The sequence below is a fragment of the Sphingomonas sp. BK345 genome (genome assembly GCF_014193845.1).
Taxonomy (GTDB): Bacteria; Pseudomonadota; Alphaproteobacteria; order Sphingomonadales; family Sphingomonadaceae; genus Sphingomonas.
Map to the genome: position 1 here is coordinate 187,203 of NZ_JACHZX010000003.1, position 19,885 is coordinate 207,087.

The 19,885-nt window shown below is 69.8% G+C and carries 17 protein-coding genes and 1 tRNA gene; 8 read left to right on the top strand and 10 right to left on the bottom strand.

The genetic code is table 11. The annotated features are described in order from the left end of the window. Nucleotides 1-118: 118 nt before the first annotated feature. Both FHY03_RS10285 and FHY03_RS10290 read right to left on the bottom strand, forming a co-directional pair. On the bottom strand, nucleotides 119-2,527 hold the full coding sequence (locus tag FHY03_RS10285) for a ligase-associated DNA damage response DEXH box helicase (protein ID WP_183930613.1): 2,409 nt from the start codon (nucleotides 2,525-2,527) through the stop codon (nucleotides 119-121). An 83-nt stretch (nucleotides 2,528-2,610) separates the two neighbouring features. Next, nucleotides 2,611-2,790: a hypothetical protein gene (locus FHY03_RS10290; protein ID WP_183922580.1), complete on the bottom strand. Its 180-nt coding sequence runs from the start codon at nucleotides 2,788-2,790 to the stop codon at nucleotides 2,611-2,613. Nucleotides 2,791-2,869: 79 nt separating this feature from the next. Between FHY03_RS10290 and FHY03_RS10295 the strand changes: the two genes are divergently transcribed. The 3 genes from FHY03_RS10295 (at nucleotide 2,870) to FHY03_RS10305 (ending at nucleotide 6,681) form a co-directional block, all read left to right on the top strand. Then, entirely contained in the window at nucleotides 2,870-3,880 is a 1,011-nt protein-coding gene (locus tag FHY03_RS10295; RefSeq protein WP_183922578.1) for a ligase-associated DNA damage response exonuclease, read from the top strand. A 123-nt stretch (nucleotides 3,881-4,003) separates the two neighbouring features. Further along, nucleotides 4,004-5,647: a S10 family peptidase gene (locus FHY03_RS10300; RefSeq protein WP_183922577.1), complete on the top strand. Its 1,644-nt coding sequence runs from the start codon at nucleotides 4,004-4,006 to the stop codon at nucleotides 5,645-5,647. Between the two features lie 224 nt (nucleotides 5,648-5,871). Continuing rightward, complete coding sequence (locus FHY03_RS10305; RefSeq protein ID WP_183922575.1) at nucleotides 5,872-6,681, top strand: S1/P1 nuclease; 810 nt, start codon at nucleotides 5,872-5,874, stop codon at nucleotides 6,679-6,681. Between the two features lies 1 nt (nucleotide 6,682). On the opposite strand, the gene FHY03_RS10310 is transcribed toward FHY03_RS10305, so the two are convergent. Both FHY03_RS10310 and mgtE read right to left on the bottom strand, forming a co-directional pair. Then, a complete protein-coding gene (locus tag FHY03_RS10310) occupies nucleotides 6,683-7,090 on the bottom strand; it encodes a DUF1489 family protein (protein ID WP_183930615.1) in 408 nt (135 codons plus the stop codon). Nucleotides 7,091-7,107: 17 nt separating this feature from the next. Then, complete coding sequence (gene mgtE, locus FHY03_RS10315) at nucleotides 7,108-8,511, bottom strand: magnesium transporter (RefSeq protein ID WP_183922571.1); 1,404 nt, start codon at nucleotides 8,509-8,511, stop codon at nucleotides 7,108-7,110. 113 nt (nucleotides 8,512-8,624) lie between these two features. On the opposite strand from mgtE, the gene FHY03_RS10320 reads away from it, so the two are divergent. After that, nucleotides 8,625-9,080, top strand: a complete 456-nt coding sequence (locus tag FHY03_RS10320; protein ID WP_183922568.1) for a peptidylprolyl isomerase — start codon at nucleotides 8,625-8,627, stop codon at nucleotides 9,078-9,080. A gap of 255 nt (nucleotides 9,081-9,335) precedes the next feature. Here FHY03_RS10320 and FHY03_RS10325 read toward each other — a convergent pair whose 3' ends face one another. Further along, complete coding sequence (locus FHY03_RS10325) at nucleotides 9,336-10,220, bottom strand: LysR substrate-binding domain-containing protein (protein ID WP_183922566.1); 885 nt, start codon at nucleotides 10,218-10,220, stop codon at nucleotides 9,336-9,338. Nucleotides 10,221-10,527: 307 nt separating this feature from the next. Between FHY03_RS10325 and FHY03_RS10330 the strand changes: the two genes are divergently transcribed. Beyond that, nucleotides 10,528-12,822 carry a CDC48 family AAA ATPase gene (locus tag FHY03_RS10330; RefSeq protein ID WP_183930617.1) on the top strand — a complete coding sequence of 765 codons (2,295 nt, stop codon included), beginning with the start codon at nucleotides 10,528-10,530 and terminating at the stop codon, nucleotides 12,820-12,822. A gap of 146 nt (nucleotides 12,823-12,968) precedes the next feature. Here FHY03_RS10330 and FHY03_RS10335 read toward each other — a convergent pair whose 3' ends face one another. After that, the gene (locus FHY03_RS10335; RefSeq protein ID WP_183922562.1) at nucleotides 12,969-13,304 is read right to left on the bottom strand and encodes an antibiotic biosynthesis monooxygenase; all 336 of its coding nucleotides are present in this window, start codon (nucleotides 13,302-13,304) and stop codon (nucleotides 12,969-12,971) included. Nucleotides 13,305-13,455: 151 nt separating this feature from the next. Here FHY03_RS10335 and FHY03_RS10340 point away from each other — a divergent pair, with 151 nt between their 5' ends. After that, nucleotides 13,456-14,070: a class I SAM-dependent methyltransferase gene (locus FHY03_RS10340; protein ID WP_183922560.1), complete on the top strand. Its 615-nt coding sequence runs from the start codon at nucleotides 13,456-13,458 to the stop codon at nucleotides 14,068-14,070. A 209-nt stretch (nucleotides 14,071-14,279) separates the two neighbouring features. On the opposite strand, the gene FHY03_RS10345 is transcribed toward FHY03_RS10340, so the two are convergent. From FHY03_RS10345 to FHY03_RS10355, 3 genes are all read right to left on the bottom strand, one after another. Next, the gene (locus tag FHY03_RS10345; RefSeq protein WP_183922558.1) at nucleotides 14,280-15,806 is read right to left on the bottom strand and encodes a peptide chain release factor 3; all 1,527 of its coding nucleotides are present in this window, start codon (nucleotides 15,804-15,806) and stop codon (nucleotides 14,280-14,282) included. Between the two features lie 480 nt (nucleotides 15,807-16,286). Then, the gene (locus tag FHY03_RS10350) at nucleotides 16,287-16,964 is read right to left on the bottom strand and encodes an RlmE family RNA methyltransferase (RefSeq protein WP_183930619.1); all 678 of its coding nucleotides are present in this window, start codon (nucleotides 16,962-16,964) and stop codon (nucleotides 16,287-16,289) included. A gap of 25 nt (nucleotides 16,965-16,989) precedes the next feature. After that, nucleotides 16,990-18,027 carry a Ppx/GppA phosphatase family protein gene (locus FHY03_RS10355; RefSeq protein ID WP_183930621.1) on the bottom strand — a complete coding sequence of 346 codons (1,038 nt, stop codon included), beginning with the start codon at nucleotides 18,025-18,027 and terminating at the stop codon, nucleotides 16,990-16,992. A gap of 149 nt (nucleotides 18,028-18,176) precedes the next feature. Here FHY03_RS10355 and FHY03_RS10360 point away from each other — a divergent pair. Next, nucleotides 18,177-18,250 (top strand) — tRNA-Gln (locus tag FHY03_RS10360). 271 nt (nucleotides 18,251-18,521) lie between these two features. Here FHY03_RS10360 and FHY03_RS10365 read toward each other — a convergent pair. Further along, nucleotides 18,522-19,247 (bottom strand): hypothetical protein, encoded by a 726-nt coding sequence (locus tag FHY03_RS10365; protein ID WP_311721361.1) that lies wholly within the window; start codon nucleotides 19,245-19,247, stop codon nucleotides 18,522-18,524. Between the two features lie 195 nt (nucleotides 19,248-19,442). Here FHY03_RS10365 and FHY03_RS10370 point away from each other — a divergent pair, with 195 nt between their 5' ends. Then, nucleotides 19,443-19,877, top strand: coding sequence for a DUF3576 domain-containing protein (locus tag FHY03_RS10370; protein ID WP_183922552.1), 435 nt, complete (start codon nucleotides 19,443-19,445; stop codon nucleotides 19,875-19,877). Nucleotides 19,878-19,885: the final 8 nt, after the last annotated feature.

Sequence of the window (19,885 nt, forward strand, 5' to 3'; positions counted from 1 at the left end):
GTCCGCGAACGGGCCGGTTCGCGTGCGAAGAGCCCCCTCCACCACGCCGCTGCGCGACGCGGTCCCCCTCCCCGCGAGCGGGGAGGATCGGCAGGGCTTCTCCCTATCCACTCCCCCCTCAATCTACCCGCATCGCCTCCGCCGCTAGGGCCTCGGCCTCGATCAGCAGCGAGTCGTCGGCGCTGCCCGTCGCCACCTTCTCGCGCCCGATCAGCGTCAGCACCGGCACCGCCAGCGGCGTGACGCGCGGCAGGTCGACGTGGACCATCGTGTCGGCGGCTCGGTCGAGCAGGTCGGCGAGCCGGCCGACGTCGGTCATCCGCGCGCGCGCGTCGGCCCAGGCCGCCTGGAGCAGCACGTGGCCGGGCTCATACTGGCGCAGCACGTCGTAGATCAGGTCGGTCGAGAATGTCACCTGCCGCCCGGTCTTGCGCTTGCCGGGATGCTGTCGCTCGACCAGCCCGCCGATCACCGCCACCTCGCGGAAGGCACGCTTGAGCAGGTGCGAGCGCTCGACCCATTCGACGAACTCATGCTCGAGGATATCGGCCGAGAACAGCGCGGCCGGTTCGGTCACGCGCTCCAGCCCGTAGCAGGCGATCGCATAGTCGTTGGCGACGAAGCCGAGCGGCTTGAGCCCGAGCGTTTCCATTCTCTTGGTCACCAGCATGCCGAGCGACTGGTGCGCGTTCCAGCCCTCGAAGCTGTACGCGACCATGTAATGCCGCCCCTCGCGCGGGAAGGTCTCGACCAGCAGTTGCTCGGGCGCGGGCAGGGTCGAGCGGCGCGACTGGATCTCGAGCCAGTCGCGCACGTCGGCGGGAAAGCGGTGCCACTCGCCCGGCTCGGCGAGGAAGCGCCGCACGCGCGAGGCGAGATTGGTCGAGAGCGGCATGCGGCTGCCGCCGTAGGTGGGGATCCGCGCCGGGCGGCTGGTGGCGCGGACGATCAGGTCCTCGGTGTCGATCTTCTCGACCTCGAGGCTCAGCCCCGCGAAGAAGAAGGTGTCGCCGTGGCTCAGCGTCGCGGCGAACCCCTCCTCCACCTTGCCGAGCGCGCGGCCGTTGCGGAAGCGCACCTTGAGCATCGTCGCCTCGACGATGATCCCGGCGTTCAGCCTGTGCTGCGCGACGAAGCGCGGGTGGCTGACGCGCCAGGTCCCGTCGGCGTCCTGGGTCAGCCGCTTGAAGCGGTCATAGGCCTTGAGCGAGTAGCCGCCGTCGCGGATGAAGCCGAGCACGCGCTCGAACAGCTCGTCGCTCAGTGCGGAATAGGGCAGCGCCGAGCGCACCTCGGCCAGCATCGCGCGCTGGTCGAACGGCGCCGCGCAGGCGCAGGCCATCAGATGCTGGGCCAGCACGTCGAGCGCGCCCATGCGGAACACGTCGGCGTCGAGCTCGCCCGCCTCGACCGCGTCGAGCGCGGCGCGCGCCTCGAGATATTCGAAGCGGTTGCCCGGCACGACGATCGCCTCGCTCGGTACGTCGAGGCGGTGGTTGCTGCGCCCGATCCGCTGCAGCAGCCGCGACGAGCCCTTGGGCGCGCCCATCTGAATTACGCAGTCGACGTCTCCCCAGTCGACACCGAGGTCGAGGCTGGCGGTCGCCACCAGAGCGCGCAGCCGCCCCGCCGCCATCGCGCCCTCCACCTTGCGGCGCGCCTCCTTCTCAAGGCTGCCGTGGTGAATCCCGATCGGCAACTGCATCGCATTGGCCTTCCACAGGTCCTGGAAGATCAGCTCGGCGAGGCTGCGGGTGTTGCAGAAGACGATCGAGGTCCTGTGCGTCTCGATCTCGGCCATCACCTGCTCGGCGGCGTAGCGGCCGGAATGGCCCGCCCAGGGCACCCGGTCCTCGGGCAGCAGGATGGCGATGTCGGGGTCGGGGCCGGGCTCGCCCTCGACCAGCGCGACCTGGTCGATGTCGCCGTCGGGGGCGAGCCAGGCGCGATAGCCGTCCGGGTCAGCGACCGTGGCGGAGAGCGCGACGCGGCGGCACGCCGGCGCGATCGTCTGCAACCGCGCCATACACAACGACAGCAGGTCGCCGCGCTTGCCGGTGGCGAAGGCGTGAACCTCGTCGACCACGATCGTGCGCAGCCCGGCGAACATGGTGAAGCTGTCGGGATAGCTCAGCAGCAGCGACAGCGACTCGGGCGTGGTCAGCAGGATCTGCGGCGGGCGCACGCGTTGCCGCGCCTTGCGGTCGGACGGCGTGTCGCCGGTGCGGGTCTCGACGCGGATGTCGGCGCCCATCTCGTCGATCGGCGTGACCAGATTGCGCTGGATGTCGACCGCCAGCGCCTTGAGCGGCGAGACGTAGAGCGTGTGCAGCCCCTCGCTCGGCGACTCGATCAGCTCGGCGAGCGTCGGCAGGAAGCCGGCGAGCGTCTTGCCCGCACCGGTCGCGGCGATCAGCAGCGCGTGGCGGCCCGCGCGCGCCTCGTCGAGCATGGCGAGCTGGTGCCGGCGCGGATGCCACCCGCGGCGCGCGAACCAGTCGGAGAGGAGCGGGGGGGGCGCGGCCAAGGTCCGTGAGATGTAGCGACGCGCGGGGGTGGGGCAAGGTGCTCGGGCGGTCCGCCTCCTGCCCCCCGCCGCCTATCACCGCATCATGGCGTGCGCGCGCGATCCTCGGCCGACTGTTCCTTGTACAGCGCGCGCGTCGCCTCCTCGGTGCGCGCCTCCTCGTGGCGGCTGCGACGATTGCGCAGGATCGCAAAGAGCAATGCCGCGACCAGGATGATCGGCCCGGCGATTACCACGAAGCTCCACAGGCCATCACCCGCCATGTCACTCTCCGTCCGCTGTTTCTTGCCCCCGCCAACGTCCCCGCGATGAACTTCGATCCGCCGCCGCGGTTGTTCCGCCATGGCGACCCGCGCACCGACGCTCGGCGACTGGCTCGAGCCGCACCCCAACGGCATCTACGTGCGCCCGGCCGATGCCTGGATCGATCCGTCCACGCCCGAGCCGCGCGCGCTCGTCACCCATGGCCATGCCGACCACGCGCGCGGCGGCCATGGCGAGGTCTGGGCCACCCCTGAGACGCTCGCGATCATGGCGGCGCGCTACGGCGAGCAGATCGGGCGCCCGGTCGCCTACGGCGAGACGATCCGGCTGGGCGAGGTCGAGGTTGGTTTCGTTCCCGCGGGCCATGTGCTCGGCTCGGCGCAGATCGTGCTCGACCATCGCGGCGAGCGGGTCGTCGTCTCCGGTGATTACAAGCGCCGTGCCGACCCGACCTGCGCCGCGTTCGAGCCGGTGGCGTGCGACGTCTTCGTCACCGAGGCGACCTTCGGCCTGCCTGTCTTCCGTCACCCCGACACCGGCGACGAGATCGACAAACTGCTCGAGCGGCTCCACGCCAACCCGGAGCGCTGCATCGTCGTCGGCGCCTACGCGCTGGGGAAGGCGCAGCGGGTGATCGCCGAGTTGCGCGCGCGCGGGCATGCGGCGCCGATCTACCTGCACGGCGCGCTCCAGCGGCTATGCGACCTGTACGAGGAACTGGGCGTGCGGCTGGGCGAGCTGCGCCCCGCCACCGGGACGTCGAAGGCCGAGATGGCGGGGCATGTCGTGATGTGCCCTCCCTCGGCGCTCAACGACCGCTGGGCCCGTCGTCTGCCCGACCCGATCACCGCGATGGCGAGCGGCTGGATGCGGGTGCGCCAGCGCGCGCGGCAGAAGAACGTCGAGCTGCCGCTGATCCTCTCCGACCACGCCGACTGGGACGAGCTGACCGCGACGCTGGCCGAGATCGCGCCCAAGGAGGTGTGGGTGACACATGGCCGGGAGGAGGCGCTGGTGCACTGGTGCATGACGCGCCAGATCCGCGCGCGCGCGCTCGCCCTCTCCGGCTTCGAGGACGAGGACGACTGACGAGGCCCGGGCCGCGCGCTCGCAGGTCTCGGCGCTGGTTTGCCGCGCGCTAGCCGCTCGTGCTTGCCCCTGCCCTCCTCTGCCGATTAGACAGCGAGGCTCACATAAAATTAGGGGATTATCATGCGCCTCGGTCTCGCCACCGCCCTGCTCGCCGCCGTCGCGCTGCCCGCCGCCGCGCAGGACAAGGATGCCGCTCCTTCCAAGCAGTCCGCCAAGACCAATGCCGAGGCGCAGAAGGCGGCGGTCGAGGGAGCCTATGCCAACGCGCCGGTCGACGAGCGCGAGGAGCGCTCCAAGGGCGCGGTGACGGTCGGCGGCCGCAAGCTCGGCTATACCGCCACCGCCGGCACGCTGACGCTGCGCGACCTGGAGGGCAAGCCGACCGCCTCGATGTTCTACACCGCCTACACGCTCGACGGCACCAAGCCGGGCACGAAGCGACCGATCACCTTCTTCTACAACGGCGGGCCGGGCAGCCCGACCTTCTGGCTCCACATGGGCTCGTTCGCGCCGGTGCGGCTGCAGACCGGCAACCCCGAGTTCATCCGGCCTGCGCCCTATGACTTCGGCCCCAACCCCTACACCCTGCTCGACAAGACCGACATGGTCTTCCTCGACGCGATCGGCGCGGGCTATTCTCGCCCGCTCGGCGACATGAAGCCGGGCGCCTTCTACGGCGTCGACGAGGACGCCGACGCCTTCGCCAAGGCGATCCTGCGCTACGCCACCAAATACGGCCGGTGGAACTCGCCCAAGTTCATCTTCGGCGAGAGCTACGGCACGTTGCGCTCGGGCGCACTGGCCTATCAGCTGCAGGACCGCGGCATGGCGCTCAACGGCGTGGTGCTGCTCAGCTCGATCATGAACTACGGCTATCGCCAGCCCGGGCTCGACCAGGTCTATCTCAACTACCTGCCGAGCTACGCCGCCACCGCCTGGTATCATAACCGTCTGGCCAACCGACCCGCCGACGTGGCGACCATCGTCCAGCAGGCGCGCGACTTCGCGGTGGGGCCGTACATGTCGGCGCTCGCCAAGGGGCAGAACATCTCCGACGCCGAGCGCGACCAGGTGGCGCAGCGGATGAGCGAGCTCATCGGCCTGTCGCCCGACTTCATCCGCCGGGCCAACCTGCGGATCGACCTGCCGCGCTTCCAGAAGGAGCTGCTGCGCGGCACGCGCCAGACGGTCGGCCGCTTCGACTCGCGCTACATCGGCACCGACAGCGATGCCGCGGGTGAGCGCCCGGAGACCGACGTGTCGTCGGACGCGATCTCGGGCGCGTTCATCGCCACCTTCACCGACTATGTGACCCACCAGCTCGGCTACAAGACCGACATGCCCTACCGTCTGTCCGCACGCGACGCCGCGGGCTGGACGTGGAACTGGAAGCACGAGTCGCCGCTGCGCGGGGCGGGGCCGCAGAACAACCCCAACACCGCGATCGACCTGGCCGCGGCGATGCGCGCCAACCCCTATCTCCAGGTGCTGTCGATGAACGGCTGGTACGACATGGCCACGCCCTTCTTCGGCACCGAGAACGATCTCGGCCATATGATGCTCGAGCCGGGACAGCGCGGGAACCTGCGCTTCACCTATTACCCTTCCGGCCATATGGCCTATCTCAATCCCGAGGCGCTGGTGGCGATGAAGCGCGATCTCTCGGCCTGGTACGACCGCGCGCTCGCCGTGGCGCGCTCGGACACGCCGCCGGCGCGCGGGTCGGTGTCGGCGGCGGAGGGGCCCGGGTCGTCGCCCAATTGAGGCGGGCGCCGTCCCTAGGTTCCGCTGCCGTCATCCTGAGCTTGTCTCAGGATCCACCGTGCCGCGCGAGCGGCGGTCGCTGGGTGCCCCGCACCGTGGATCCTGAAGCGAGCTCAGGATGACGCTGTCAGGGAGGAGGCGAGTCACGGCACTGGCCCGCTAACCTCCTGCTCACGCCCGCAAAGCACATTTACTAAGCTCTTAACCATGGGCAGAGGCGGCGCATGCCTGCCCTGCCCTCGCGCGCGCTCGTCGCGCTCCTCGCCGCGCTCGCGGCCACCCTGCCAAGCCCTGCCCTCGCCTGGGGCAAGACCGGCCATCGCGTCGTCGCGCAGATCGCCGACGGGCGCCTCACCCCGCGCACGCGCCAGGCGGTGAAGGCCATTCTGGGCGTCGAGACGCTCGCCGAGGCGGCGAACTGGCCCGACACGATGAAGTCGAACCCGTCGCCGTTCTGGCAGCGCCAGGCGTCGCCGTGGCATTACGTCACCGTGCCCGCGGGCAAGATCTACGCCGACGTCGGCGCCCCGCCAGAGGGCGACGCGGTCACTGCGCTCACCCGCTTCAGCGCCACGCTGCGCGACCCGCGCGCGGCGCTCGCCGAGCGGCAGGCCGCGCTGCGCTTCGTCGTCCACATCGTCGGTGATCTTCACCAGCCGCTCCACACCGGCGACGGTACCGACCGCGGCGGCAACGATCGCAAGGTCACCTTCTTCGGCCGCGCTACCAACCTCCACTCGGTGTGGGACTCCGCTTTGGTGGACGATGAGCAGCTCTCTTTCACCGAGCTGTCGGCGTGGCTCGGCGCGCGGGTCACCCCGCCCGACGCACGCGCCTGGGCGGTCACCGATCCGCGCGTCTGGATTGCCGAGAGCGCCGCGCTGCGCGATCGGATCTATCCCGCGGCGGGGCAGGACACGCTGTCCTACGCCTATGTCTACGAGAACACGCCGCGCATGGAGCTCCAGCTGGAGAAAGGCGGGGTCCGGCTCGCCGCCTATCTCAACGAGCTGTTCGCCGCACGTCGCCGCTGACTCAGAGCAGCGCCAGCGCGCTCAGCTCGGCCGCGAGCGCCGCGGGCAGCGCAGCGATCCCCTCCCCCGCCGCGCCGCCGAGATCGACCGGCGCGTCGCCCGCCTCGAGATAGCGCCAGCCCTGGTGCGCGCGGCGCGGCAGCGCCAGCACGAGCCGCAGCTCGGGATCGATGTGGATCGCCACGCGCCCACCCTCGGCCTCGCCGAAGCGCAGGATCGGCGAGCGCGCCACCAGCTGGTGCTTGATGATCCAGTAGAGCGAGCCCTGCCCCGCCACTTCCTCGTGGCGCTTGGGCAGGTACCGGGTGGTGAGAAACACGGGTCCGGCGGCGGCACGCGCGCGAAGGCGCTCGGCGAGCAGGTCAACGCTCGCCGCGCCGAACGCGACCTTGGTGAGATGGAGCGGCATTCTCTCGCCGATGTGGGTCAGCCGCCCAGCCCCCACAAGGTCGCGAGCCCGAGGAAGGAGAGGAAGCCGCCGGTGTCCGTCAGCGTGGTGACGAACACCGCGGACGACACCGCGGGGTCGATGCGGAAACGGTCCAGCGTCACCGGCACCAGCACGCCGCCGAGCCCGGCGAGCAGGTTGTTGATCACCATCGCCAGCGCCATCACCAGCGACAGCTGCTCGTCGCCGTAGACGATGTAGCTGCCCAGCCCGACGAGACAGCCGAGCGTCGCGCCGTTGACCGCGGCGATGCGCAACTCGCGCACGATCATCCGCGCGGTGTTGGTGTCGGTCAGCTGGTTGGTCGCGATCGCACGCACCACCACCGCGAGCGTCTGCGTCCCGGCGTTGCCGCCCATGCCCGAGACGATCGGCATCAGCACCGCCAGCACCGCGTAGCGCGCGATCGCGCCCTGGAAGAGCCCCACCACCGACGCCGCCAGCATCGCGGTGGCGAGATTCACCACCAGCCAGGTCAGCCGGGTTTTCACGGTGAGCCGGATCGGCTCGTTGATGTCGCCCTCGCCCGCGCCGGAGAGCAGCAGCGTGTCCTCGCCGGCTTCCTGCTGGATGATATGGACCACGTCATCCACGGTGATCATGCCGACCAGCCGCCCCGCACCGTCGACCACCGCGGCGGAGATCAGCGCATATTTCTGGAAGCGGAGCGCGACCTCCTCCTGGTCCATATCGACCGGGATCAGCGTCTGCTCGCGCTGCATCACGTCGGCGATCGCGACCGAACGCGGCGCGCGCAGCACCCAGCTCAGCATGCAGGTGCCGACCGGGCGATGCGCCGGATCGACGACATAGATCTCCCAGAAGTCGGTGGTCAGCCCGTCGTCGCGGCGCAGATAGTCGAGCGCGTCGCCCACCGTCCAATGTTCCGGCACTGCGATCAGGTCGCGCTGCATCAGGCGGCCGGCGGATTCCTCGGGGTAGGACAGCGCCTCCTCGATCGCGGCGCGATCGTCCGGCTCCATCGCGCGGAGGACCTCGCGCTGGTCCTCCGGCTCCATGTCCTCGATGATCGCGACCGCGTCGTCGGTGTCGAGCTCGCTCGCGATGTCCGCCACCTGGCGGGCGTCGAGCGCGTCGATCAGGCTCTCGCGGACATAATCGTTCATCTCCGCGAACACGTCGGCGTCGACCAGGTCGGCGATCGCGGCGGCGAGGTCGCGGCGGCAGTTCTCGGGGGTGAGCTCGAAGAGGTCGGCGATGTCGGCGGGGTGGAGCGGCTCGACGAGCGCGTGCGCTTCGGCGACGTCGCCGGCCTGCACCGCGTCGATCACCGCGCGGACGAACTCGGGCTTGAGCCGGTCGTCCTCGTCCATCCGGTCGTCGGCGGCCTCGATCGGATCGGCCAGCTCGCTCTCGCTCATGCGCCGCCGTCTCCTGTTGGTGCCGGACCGCACCGCCCTACCGCGCGTTCGCACCATTTGCCAGCCGCGCGCCCAGCCACTAACGCGCCCGCATCGTACCGAAAGGATCTTCCATGGCCGATACTTACTCAACGCTGACGATGACGCTCGAGGGCGGCGACGTGACCATCCGCCTGCGCCCCGATCTGGCGCCGGAGCATGTCGCGCGCATCGCCGAGCTGGCCAATGACGGCTTCTACGATGGCGTCGTGTTCCACCGCGTCATTCCGGGCTTCATGGCGCAGGGCGGTGACCCGACCGGCACCGGCATGCACGGCTCGGACAAGCCCAACCTCAAGCAGGAGTTCAGCAAGGAGCCGCACGTGCGTGGCACCTGCTCGATGGCGCGGACGATGGACCCGAACTCGGCCAACTCGCAGTTCTTCATCTGCTTCGACGACGCGCGCTTCCTCGACGGCCAGTATACCGTCTGGGGCGAGGTGACCGAGGGCATGGAGCTGATCGACGCACTGCCCAAGGGCGAGCCGCCGGCGAACCCGGGCAAGATCGTGTCGATGAAGGCGGCCTAAGGTCCTCTTCGCGCGAAAGGGGGGCGTGATGGGCGGTGACGCGCCATCGCGCTCTCTGTCCTGTCGGGCGGCGCCCTTCCTTGCGCCCTTTTCCGTCATCCCCGCGAAGGCGGGGATCCAGACGTGCTGCGGTTGCGGCTCGGACCGCGACGATAACGCATCTGGTTTCCTGCCTTCGCAGGAATGACGGTGGTTGGGGTGCCTAAGATGATGATCGGGGGGGAGGCGAGCGCCTCTATCGTAGTCTCTCCCCCCTCACTCCTGCCGCAGCGTCCGGATCAGCCAATCGCGGAACAGCCGCACCGGCTTGGTCTGCAGCGCGCGCGGGCGGCAGGCGAACCAATAGCTGTATGGGCTGGTGACATCGATGTCGAAGAGTCGCGCCAGCCGCGGATCGTTGGCGTCCTGGAAGTGGTTCTCGTGCATGAAGGCGATTCCGAGCCCCTGCGCCGCCGCCTCGAGGATCAGTGCGCCCGAGTCGAAATAGTCGATCGCGACCGACTCGACCGCCGGCACCCCGGCGGCCTGCGCCCAGGCGGCATAGGTGTCGGGCATGTCGCGGTGGAGCAGGATGGTGTGCCCTTCCAGCTGGTCGGGCGAGCGCAGTGGGCGCGGCCCCTCCAGCAGCGAGCGGGCGCCGATCGGATAGACCATGTTGCGGTCGAGCCGCTCCGAGTAGAGCAACGGGTCGACGTCGCGCGCCACCACGATCACCGCGTCGAGCCCTTCGCCCAGCCGCCCCAGCGCGTTGCCGCCGGTATCGATGTCGAGGTGAAGCTCGGGATGCGCGGTGCGCAGCTCGCCCAGGCGCGGGAACAGCCGCTGCGACGCGTAGAGCGGCAGCACGCCGAGACGCAGCCGCAGCACCTCGCTGCCGCTGGTCATCGAGTCGATCGCGTCGGACAGGCCGTCGAGCACGGGTGCGATCGCGGCCAGCAGCCGCTCACCGTCGGCATTGGGCACCATCGCCTGGTGACGCCGGTCGAACAGCGGGCGTGTGAGAAAGCGCTCCAACGTCTGGATGCGGCGACTGAGCGCGGGTGGGGAGAGCGCCAGCTCCTGCGCCGCGGCCTTGATCGAGCCCAGGCGAGCGACGGCGACGAACGCCTCGATCGCGGTTAGGGGCGGCAGGCGGCGCATGGGCGATTCAACTTCGGTCCTGCGCCGGATGATGGGGCGCGCACGCCTCGGCGCAAGCGTGCGAACGGGCTCGAATGCATTTTATGCAACTATAGCGCTATCATTCGCACTTGCACAATGGTTTGTTGCCGCGCATTTAAAGCGTGCCTTTCAGGCATCCTCTCCTAAAAACTTTCATAGGCCGCTCCTCGTTGAGCGGCCTTTTTTTCGTCTGCGTCAGGCCCGTAGCGGCGAGTGTCGCTCTCGCAATCCGGAACCCTGGCCCTATCTCCTGCGCTCGACCGCGCGAGCGAGGAAGGGCAGCAGGATGGCGGACGCCGAACCCCGGGTGATCAAATTGCAGGTGGCGAACGCACGCCCCGAGGACAGCGGTCGCGGCATCGCGCATCTGCCGCGCTCGGTGCTCTCCGCACTGGGGCTGACCGACGGCGACGTGGTCGAGGTCGTCGGCAAGAAGACGACCCCCGCGCGAGCCGTCGGCCCTTATGCCGAGGACGAGGGGCTCGAGATCATCCGGATCGACGGACTCCAGCGCGCCAACGCCGGCGTCGGCTCGGGTGACTTCGTCGAGGTGCGCCGCGTCGAGAGCAAGGCCGCGACCCGAGTCGTCTTCGCGCCGGCGCAGCAGAACCTGCGCTTGCAGGGCTCGACGACGGCGCTCAAGCGCACCTTCTTCGGCCGGCCCCTGTGCGCGGGCGACGTCGTCGCCACCGCCGGGCATCAGCGCGTCCCGAACATGCCGCCGGGCATGGAGCGTTACATCAATGCGCCCGCCTACGCCTTGCAAGAGATCCGCCTCTCGGTGGTCTCGGCCAGTCCCAAGGGCGTGGTCCATATCGACGAGAATACCGAGATCGAGCTCCGGCCTGAATATGAGGAGCCCGAGGCGGCGCGTCGCGCCGACGTCACCTACGACGACATCGGCGGCATGGCGGCGACGATCGACCAGCTTCGCGAGATGGTCGAGCTGCCGCTGCGCTATCCCGAGCTGTTCCAGCGCCTCGGCGTCGATCCGCCCAAGGGGGTGCTGCTGCACGGCCCGCCCGGCACCGGCAAGACGCGGCTGGCGCGCGCGGTGGCGAACGAGTCGGACGCGCAGTTCTTCCTGATCAACGGTCCCGAGATCATGGGCTCCGCCTATGGTGAGTCGGAGCAGAGGCTGCGCAGCGTGTTCGAGGAGGCGACGAAGGCAGCGCCCTCGATCGTCTTCATCGACGAGATCGACTCGATCGCGCCCAAGCGCGGTCAGGTCTCGGGCGAGGCGGAGAAGCGTGTCGTCGCGCAGCTGCTGACGCTGATGGACGGGCTGGAGGCGCGCGCCAACGTGGTGATCATCGCCGCGACCAACCGCCCCGAAGCGATCGACGAGGCGCTGCGCCGGCCCGGCCGATTCGACCGCGAGATCATCGTCGGCGTGCCCGACGAGCGCGGCCGGCGCGAGATCCTCGGCATCCACACCCGCGGCATGCCGCTGGGCGACAAGGTCGACCTCGACGAGCTGGCGCGGACTACCTTCGGCTTCGTCGGCGCCGACCTCGCCGCGCTGACGCGCGAGGCGGCGATCGAGGCGGTGCGGCGGATCATGCCGCGGCTCAACCTCGAGGATCGCAGCATCCCGCCCGAGGTGCTCGACACGCTGGCGGTGACGCGCGAGGACTTCATGGGCGCGATCAAGCGAGTCCAGCCTTCGGCGATGCGCGAGGTGATGGTACAGGCGCCGACCACGCAGTGGAGCGACGTCGGCGGCCTCGACGACGCGCAGATGCGGCTCAAGGAAGGAGTCGAGCTGCCGCTCAAGGATCCCGACGCGTTCCGCCGGCTCGGCATTCGCCCGGCCAAGGGCTTCCTGCTCTACGGGCCGCCGGGCACCGGCAAGACCTTGCTCGCCAAGGCGGTGGCGCGCGAGGCGGAGGCGAACTTCATCGCCACCAAGTCGAGCGATCTGCTGAGCAAATGGTATGGCGAGAGCGAGCAGCAGATCGCCCGGCTGTTCCAGCGCGCACGCCAGGTGGCGCCCTGCGTGATCTTCATCGACGAGCTCGACAGCCTCGTCCCCGCGCGCGGTGGCGGACTGGGTGAGCCGCAGGTGACCGAGCGCGTGGTGAACACCATCCTCGCCGAGATGGACGGTTTGGAGGAGCTGCAATCGGTCGTGGTGATCGGCGCGACCAACCGGCCCAACTTGGTCGACCCGGCGCTGCTGCGACCGGGGCGGTTCGACGAGCTGATCTATGTCGGCGTGCCGGACCAGTCCGGACGGCGGCGGATCCTGTCAATCCAGACGCAGAAGATGCCGCTCGCCGACGACGTCGACCTCGACGCGGTGGCGCGTCGCACCGAGCGTTTCACGGGTGCCGATCTGGAGGATGTGGTGCGTCGCGCCGGCCTGATCGCGCTGCGCGAGTCGCTCGAGTCGCGGCAGGTGACCGCGGCGCACTTCGACCGCGCACTGGAGGAGAGCCGCGCCAGCGTCACGCCGGAGGTAGAACGAGACTATGAGCAGATGGCGTCCCGGCTGAAGCAGGACGCGAATGCGATCCAGCCGATCGGCTTCATCGCGCCCGGCCAGCTCACCCCTCGCGGGCCGAAAGGGACGGACTAACGGATAAATCCTCCCCGGAACGGGGAGGGGGCCGCCCGGCGCAGCCGGGTGGTGGAGGGGGTTCTCCAAGCAGCGCGACGGCCGCGGACAGCCCCCTCCACCACGCCCTAAGGGCGCGGTCCCCCTCCCCGCCGAGCGGGGGGATCTCACTCGCTCGCTGCCGCCCAGCGATACTCCCGCGTTACCGTCGCTACCGTCACCGCGTAATCGTCATACCAGCGCTCCCGCCCCCGCTCACGCGTCGCGGCATGTTCGGGATGGTCGCGCCACGCGACCGCACTCGCCTCGTCGGCCCAGTAGCTCAGCGTGATCCCCAGCCCGTCCGCGTCGCGCACACTGTCGACTCCTCGATAGCCAGGCTGCGCCGCCGCGAGCGCGTCCATCTGCGCCGCCGCCGCGGCATAGCCCGCCTCGTCGCGGCCGTTGCGGTGCGAGACGAACGTCACCACCACCTGCCCGACCCGCTCGCCGCCGTCCCGCATTCGCCCGCTCCCGCTGCGCCAACGGCCGGGCGAATAGGCGCTTGGGGGCGGGCCGCAACCCCGCTATGGCAACCGCCGCGCTTGCAAGGCGTTCGTCATCGTGGTGACACGCGTCTGTCACCGTTAGGGTTCGGGAGCGACATCTTTCCACATGCCTAGTTCGACCAACGCCATGCGGCGCAACCGCAGCAGAGCCGCCGGCGTGCCCGGTCCCTGGCAGATGTTCTTCACCGGGTTCCTCAAGCACCCCGTGATGGTCGGGTCGATCATCCCTTCATCGGACCGGCTGATCGCCAAGATGCTCGGCCCGGTCGACTGGGCGAACTGCAAGCTCTTCGTCGAATACGGCCCCGGCGTCGGCACCTTCTGCCGCCCGATCCTCGAGAAAATGGCCCCGGACGCGACGCTGATCGCGATCGACACCAACCCCGACTTCATTCGGTATCTCAACCACACGATCACCGACTCGCGCTTCGTCGCGGTCCACGGGTCGGCCGCGGATGTCGAGTCGATCGTCCGCGAGCACGGCCATGAGGCTGCAGACTATGTCCTCTCCGGCCTGCCCTTCTCGACGCTGCCCGATGGAGTCGGCCCCGCGATCGCGGCGGCGACGCAGCGCGTGATCCGCACCGGCGGCGCTTTCCTGGTGTACCAGTTCAGCCCCAAGGTCCGCGACTTCATCGCGCCGCACTTCCCGCGCATCGATCACGACATGGAATGGTGGAACGTACCGCCGGCGCAGCTCTACTGGGGCTGGAAGGACTGACGCGGGCGGGCACGCCCGAGCCTTTGCTCTCGAAGACGTCATCCTGAACTCGTTTCAGGATCCACCCGTCCGCGAGCGCCACCGGTGCTTGAGTATGCGGCGCGGTGGATCCTGAGACGAGCTCACGATGGCGGCGGGTGGCGTGGGCGGTCGCGCCGAATCACGCACGCCCCCGCGCCGACGATGGCTTCACGTGGAACGCGCCGCGCTCACCGCTCCCGCGTCGCGGCGAAGCGCACTTTTGAGTAACGATCGGCGATATAGCCGACTTCCCATGCGCTCTTCGCCAGGAACACCGGATTGCCGTCGCGGTCCTTCGCCATCGCACCGCGGTTGAGGTCCATGAAGTCCTTGAGCGCGGCAGGATCCTCCGCCGACACCCAGCGCGCGGTATCGAACGGCGCCGGCTCCAGCGCCGCCGCCACCTTATATTCCACCTCGAGCCGCGACAGCAGCACCTCGAGCTGGAGCTGCCCCACCACGCCGATGATCCAGTTGGATCCGATCTCGGGGTAGAAGACCTGCGTCACGCCCTCTTCGGCCATGTCGTCGAGCGCCTTGCGCAGCTGCTTGGTCTTGGTCGGGTCCTTGAGCTGAACGCGGCGCAGGATCTCGGGGGCGAAGTTGGGCAGCCCGGTGAAGCGCACGTCGGCGCGCTCGCTCAGCGTATCGCCCACGCGCAGCGTGCCGTGATTCGGGATGCCGATGATGTCGCCCGGGAAGGCCTCGTCCGCCACCTCGCGGTTCTGCGCGAAGAACAGGATCGGTGAATGGACCGCGATCGGCTTGCCGTGGCCCGTCGGCGTCAGCTTCATGCCGCGCTTGAACGTGCCCGAGCACAGCCGCATGAACGCGATGCGGTCGCGGTGGTTGGGGTCCATGTTGGCCTGGACCTTGAACACGAAGCCAGTGACCTCGTCGTTCTCGGGCGCGACCGGCGCTGGCTCGGCGGGCTGCGGACGCGGCGGGGGCGCGTGCTCGGCCAGCGCCGCGATCAGCTGCGCGACGCCGAAGTCCTTGAGCGCCGAGCCGAAATAGACCGGGGTGAGGTCGCCGTGGCGGTATGCTTCGGGGTCGAAGGCGGGATAGCCGATCTGCGCGAGCTCGATCTCCTCCTGCCAGCGCTCGGACAGCGCGGGCGAGTCCTCGACCGTGCCGAGGAAGGCCCGGCTGTCGCCCTCTGGCCGGCTGATCCGGTTCGACGCGAGGTCGAGCACGCCCTCGAACTCGCCCCCCATGCCGATCGGCCAGCTCATCGGCGACACGTCGAGCGCGAGCATGTCGGCGATCTCGTCGAGCAATTCGAACACCGGCCGCCCCTCGCGATCGACCTTGTTGACGAAGGTGATGATCGGCACCGAGCGCAGCCGGCACACCTCGAACAATTTGCGCGTCTGCGGCTCGATCCCCTTGGCCGCGTCGATCACCATCACCGCCGAGTCGACCGCGGTGAGCGTGCGATAGGTATCCTCCGAGAAGTCCTCGTGCCCCGGCGTGTCGAGCAGGTTGAAGGTGATGCCGTCATGCTCGAACGTCATCACCGAGGAGGTGACCGAGATACCGCGCTGCTGCTCGATCTTCATCCAGTCCGAGCGCGCGCGCCGGTTCTGCCCTCGCGCCTTGACCTCGCCGGCGAGATGGATCGCGCCGCCGAAGTACAGCAACTTCTCGGTCAGCGTGGTCTTGCCCGCGTCGGGGTGGGAGATGATCGCGAAGGTGCGGCGGGGGGAGGTCATTGCGGGGGTCCGGATCGGGGCGCGCGCGGCGCGAATGTTGAGAAAGTTGAGTCGCTGAACGGTGTCGGGCTCTGGCGGAAGCGCGAATGTTGAGTCGGTGGCGGATGGGCGGCGGTGGCAGGAAGGGGCGGTGAGGCGAGGGAGCGCCCCGCGGCGGGTCTCGATAGCAAAGCGCGGCGATGTGGGACAGGGGCGGCACGGTGGATGGCTGGCGCGCGCTTGTCTCCGTCGCGGCGGCGCTTCGAGACGAGACTTCGACAGGCTCAGCCTCTCCTCAGCGCGAACGGTCAGAGTGTGTCGCCACGGATGTTGAGGCGGCACAGCTCCGCTTCTCCGTGCTCCGCTCCCCCGTTCGTGCCGAGGAGCCGCTGAGCTCGTCGAAGCGGCGTCCCGAAGCACTTCGCGCGCTGATACGAGCGCGAGCTTAGGCTGTGCGCCTGGGGGGCTCCCACGGATGAACGGGCGCGCCTGCCGCCACCCTCACTCCTCCGCCGGCTCGCCGCGACCCTTGAACCCCTGCGCCACCACGAACCACTCGACCGATCCCTTGCGGCTCGCGGGCGGCTTGGCGTGCTTCACCGCGGTGAAATTGCGCTTCATTTCCGCCACCAGCGCCGAATCGGCGCCGCCCGCGAACACCTTGGCGACGAAGGTCCCGCCCGGCCGCAGCACGTCTATCGCGAAGGCGAGCGCGGTCTCCACCAGCGCCATGGTGCGCAGCGCGTCGGTCTGCGGGTGCCCGACCGTGTTGGCGGCCATGTCGGACAGCACCAGATCGGGCGCGCCGCCCAGCGCGGCCATCAGCTCGCCCGGCGCTTCATCGGCCATGAAGTCCATCTCGAAGATGGTGACGCCGTCGATCGGGTCGACCGGCAGCAGGTCGATCCCCACCACCGCGGCGCCCGGCGCCTGGCGCCGCACCACCTGGCTCCACCCCCCCGGCGCGATCCCGAGATCGACCACGCGCTTCACGCCCTTGAGCAGCCCGAACCGCTCGTCCAGCTCGATCAGCTTATAGGCTGCGCGGCTGCGATAGCCCTCGGCCTTGGCGCGGCGGACATAGGGGTCGTTGAGCTGGCGCTCGAGCCAGCGGGTGGATTGCTCGCTGCGGTTGCGCGCGGTCTTGACGCGTTGGCGTCCCGCTCCCGTGCCCCTCACGCGTCGCTAGGTCCCATCACGTGAGTCACGCCTCGGTCTCCATCAGCCGGCGCAGGATACCCTCGCGGATGCCGCGGTCGGCGACGCCGAGCCGCTCCGCCGGCCACAGGTCGAGGATTCCCTCGAGGATGGCGCAGCCCGCCACCACGAGGTCGGCGCGCTCGCGACCGATACAGGGCAGCTGCGCGCGCTCACCCAGCGACATCGCCGCCAGCTCCTGGCTGATCTGGCGCATCGCCGCGGCCGGCGCGATCAGCCCGTCGACCTGCGAGCGATCGTAGCGCTCCAGGCCCAGGTGGACGCTGGCGAGCGTCGTCACCGTGCCCGAGGTGCCGAGCAGCCGCGGCGGTGTCGCCGGGCGCGGCAGCCGCGCGGCAAAGGGCGCGAAGCTCTCCGCCACCAGCGCGCGCATCCGCTTGTAGGCGCGCTCCCGCTCCTCGGCCGACGCGCCGCCGCCCGCGCTCTCGGTGAGCGAGACGACGCCCCAGGGCGCGGAATGCCAGTCGCGCACCACCGGCACGGTGGTGTCGGCGTCGATCAGCACCAGCTCGGTCGAGCCGCCGCCGATGTCGAACACCAGAGCCGGGCCGGTTCCCGGTTCGAGCAGGGCGTGGCAGCCGAGCACGGCCAGCCGTGCCTCTTCCTCCGCCGAGATGATGTCGAGGTGGATGCCGGTCTCGGCGCGGACGCGCGCGATGAAGTCGGTGCCGTTGCTGGCGCGGCGGCAGGCCTCCGTCGCGACCGAGCGCGCCAGCGTGACGTTGCGGCGGCGGAGCTTGTCGGCGCAGACACGCAGCGCGGCGATGGTGCGCTCGATCGCCGCGTCGGACAGAGCGCCGTTGTGCGCCAGCCCCTCGCCGAGTCGGACGATGCGCGAGAAGGCGTCGACCACCGCGAAGCCGTCGCCGTGCGGGCGTGCGATCAGCAGCCGGCAATTGTTGGTGCCGAGGTCGAGCGCGGCATAATGCCGCGCGCCGCCGCGCGCGGGACGCGGCTGGGGTCGGGCCGAACGGGCAGGGTCGTCTCCCTGCCGGCGCGGCAATTGGGCGGGGAAGTCCACCATTGCCGTCTGACTCTCTCATCTCTTCCGGACGCGACCCGCGCGCGACGCGCGATCACCCGGTGCTTGATGGTAACGCTACACGCTGCGGCGACGAGCGGCAAGGCGGCCATTGACAGCGCCGCGTGCGCCTTCTAGTTGCGCCCCCCTGTTGCCCCGTCGTCTAACGGCAAGACTACGGACTCTGACTCCGTCAATCGTGGTTCGAATCCACGCGGGGCATCCAGTTACCTGACGGCCGACGTGATGATGCGCTGATACCGCCTGTCAGGGCGAGCGCGCGAGCGATCGAGCGTTGCCTTAACGCAACATCAGCGCTTGAGTGCAACATCAGCAAGCCCGGCCGCGTGGCTCCCGTCGCTACTGGTCAGATGCGGCGCGGGATGCGACGGCGGTCTGATGGTGGGCCTGCGAGCGGACGGCTCATCGCCGGCGCGGAAGGACGGCGACGCTCGAGCGCAGCACAGGCCGACGCGTAACCGACCCCATCGGTCACTTCAGAACCGGAACGCCGTCCCCACGTACACCGCCTGGCTGTCGCGGCGCTCGTCGTCGATCCGGGTCAGCCGGTCGCGCTCGCTCTTCAGTCGCATGCCCGCGGTCAGATCGAGGTTGCGGGTGAGCGAGTAGCTGCCGCCGACGTCGAGCGAGTAGGATTGCGGCTCGGCCACGGCGCGTGCGGCACCCGGCAAGGCGCGGTCGCTGCTGGCGCTGACGCGCCCGGTCCACTTGCTCGCCGAGTAGCTGAGCGCGACGTCGGCGGCCTCGCGCCCGCCCGGCAGCGCGCCGAGATCGACCTTGGCGAGATCGCCCGAGACGGCGAAGCGCTTCCACCCCACCGCGACCCCGAGATTGTACGCGATTGGCGCGACCCCGACGGTGGCGGGCGTCGCCGAGACGAGCCTTGCCTCGTCGCGCGCGGTCGCCGACGAGCGCGCGCGGACCGCGACGGTGACGGCGCGATTGCCGCTGCGCGACTCGGATGGGGTGAAGCGAAAACCGCTGGCGTCGAGCCCGCCGCGCGCGAACAGCGCCGCGAGCTTGGGGTCGGCGGCTGACGGTGTGAACGATCCCGCGAGTCGCGGCAGCCCGGCGTCGCGGCGCGCCGACTTGGGCGCCGCGTCGGGAGCCCCCATCGCGGGCACAGCCAGCAGCGCGGCGACCAATGTGGCCCCCGAGACACATGCTGCGATGTGGCGTCCTGCGGCCACGATCTCGTCCACCCCTTTTATGCCCGGCGAGTCTGCACGCCGGCCTCTGGAGCGGGCGTAACAGGATTCCGTTCCTTGTCCATCGGGCCGCTGGCTCTTTTCGGAAACTCTGTTGCACTATGTCCACAATGAGGCGCGCTTGCCCGGCGACAGGGCGGCGGGTAGAGCAGGCGCGATACCCCGTTTTCGCCCTGAAGGACCTTGCCGATGCTCCGCCCCTCGCGCCTCGCGGTTGGCCTGTTCGCCGCCCTTGCCCTGTCCGCCTGCGGCGGCAAGGCGGCGCGCCCCGAGGGTGACCTCGCCGCGTCCAAGGTCACCACGATCGGCGTCAACAGCTACCTGTGGCGCGCCTCGCTCGACACGCTCAGCTTCATGCCGCTGCTGCAGACCGACTCGAACGGCGGTGTCATCGTCACCGACTGGTACGTCAACCCGCAGGTGCCGACCGAGCGGATGAAGGTGACCGTCTCGATCCTCGACCAGGATCTGCGCGCCGACGCCGTCCGCGTCGCCGCGCTGCGCGAGATCAGCCGCGGCGGCCAGTGGATCGCGGCGCCGGTCGAGGCCGCGACGACGCAGAAGCTCGAGGACATTATCCTCACCCGCGCGCGCGACCTGCGTCGCGGCGCGATCACCGGCTGAGGCACCGA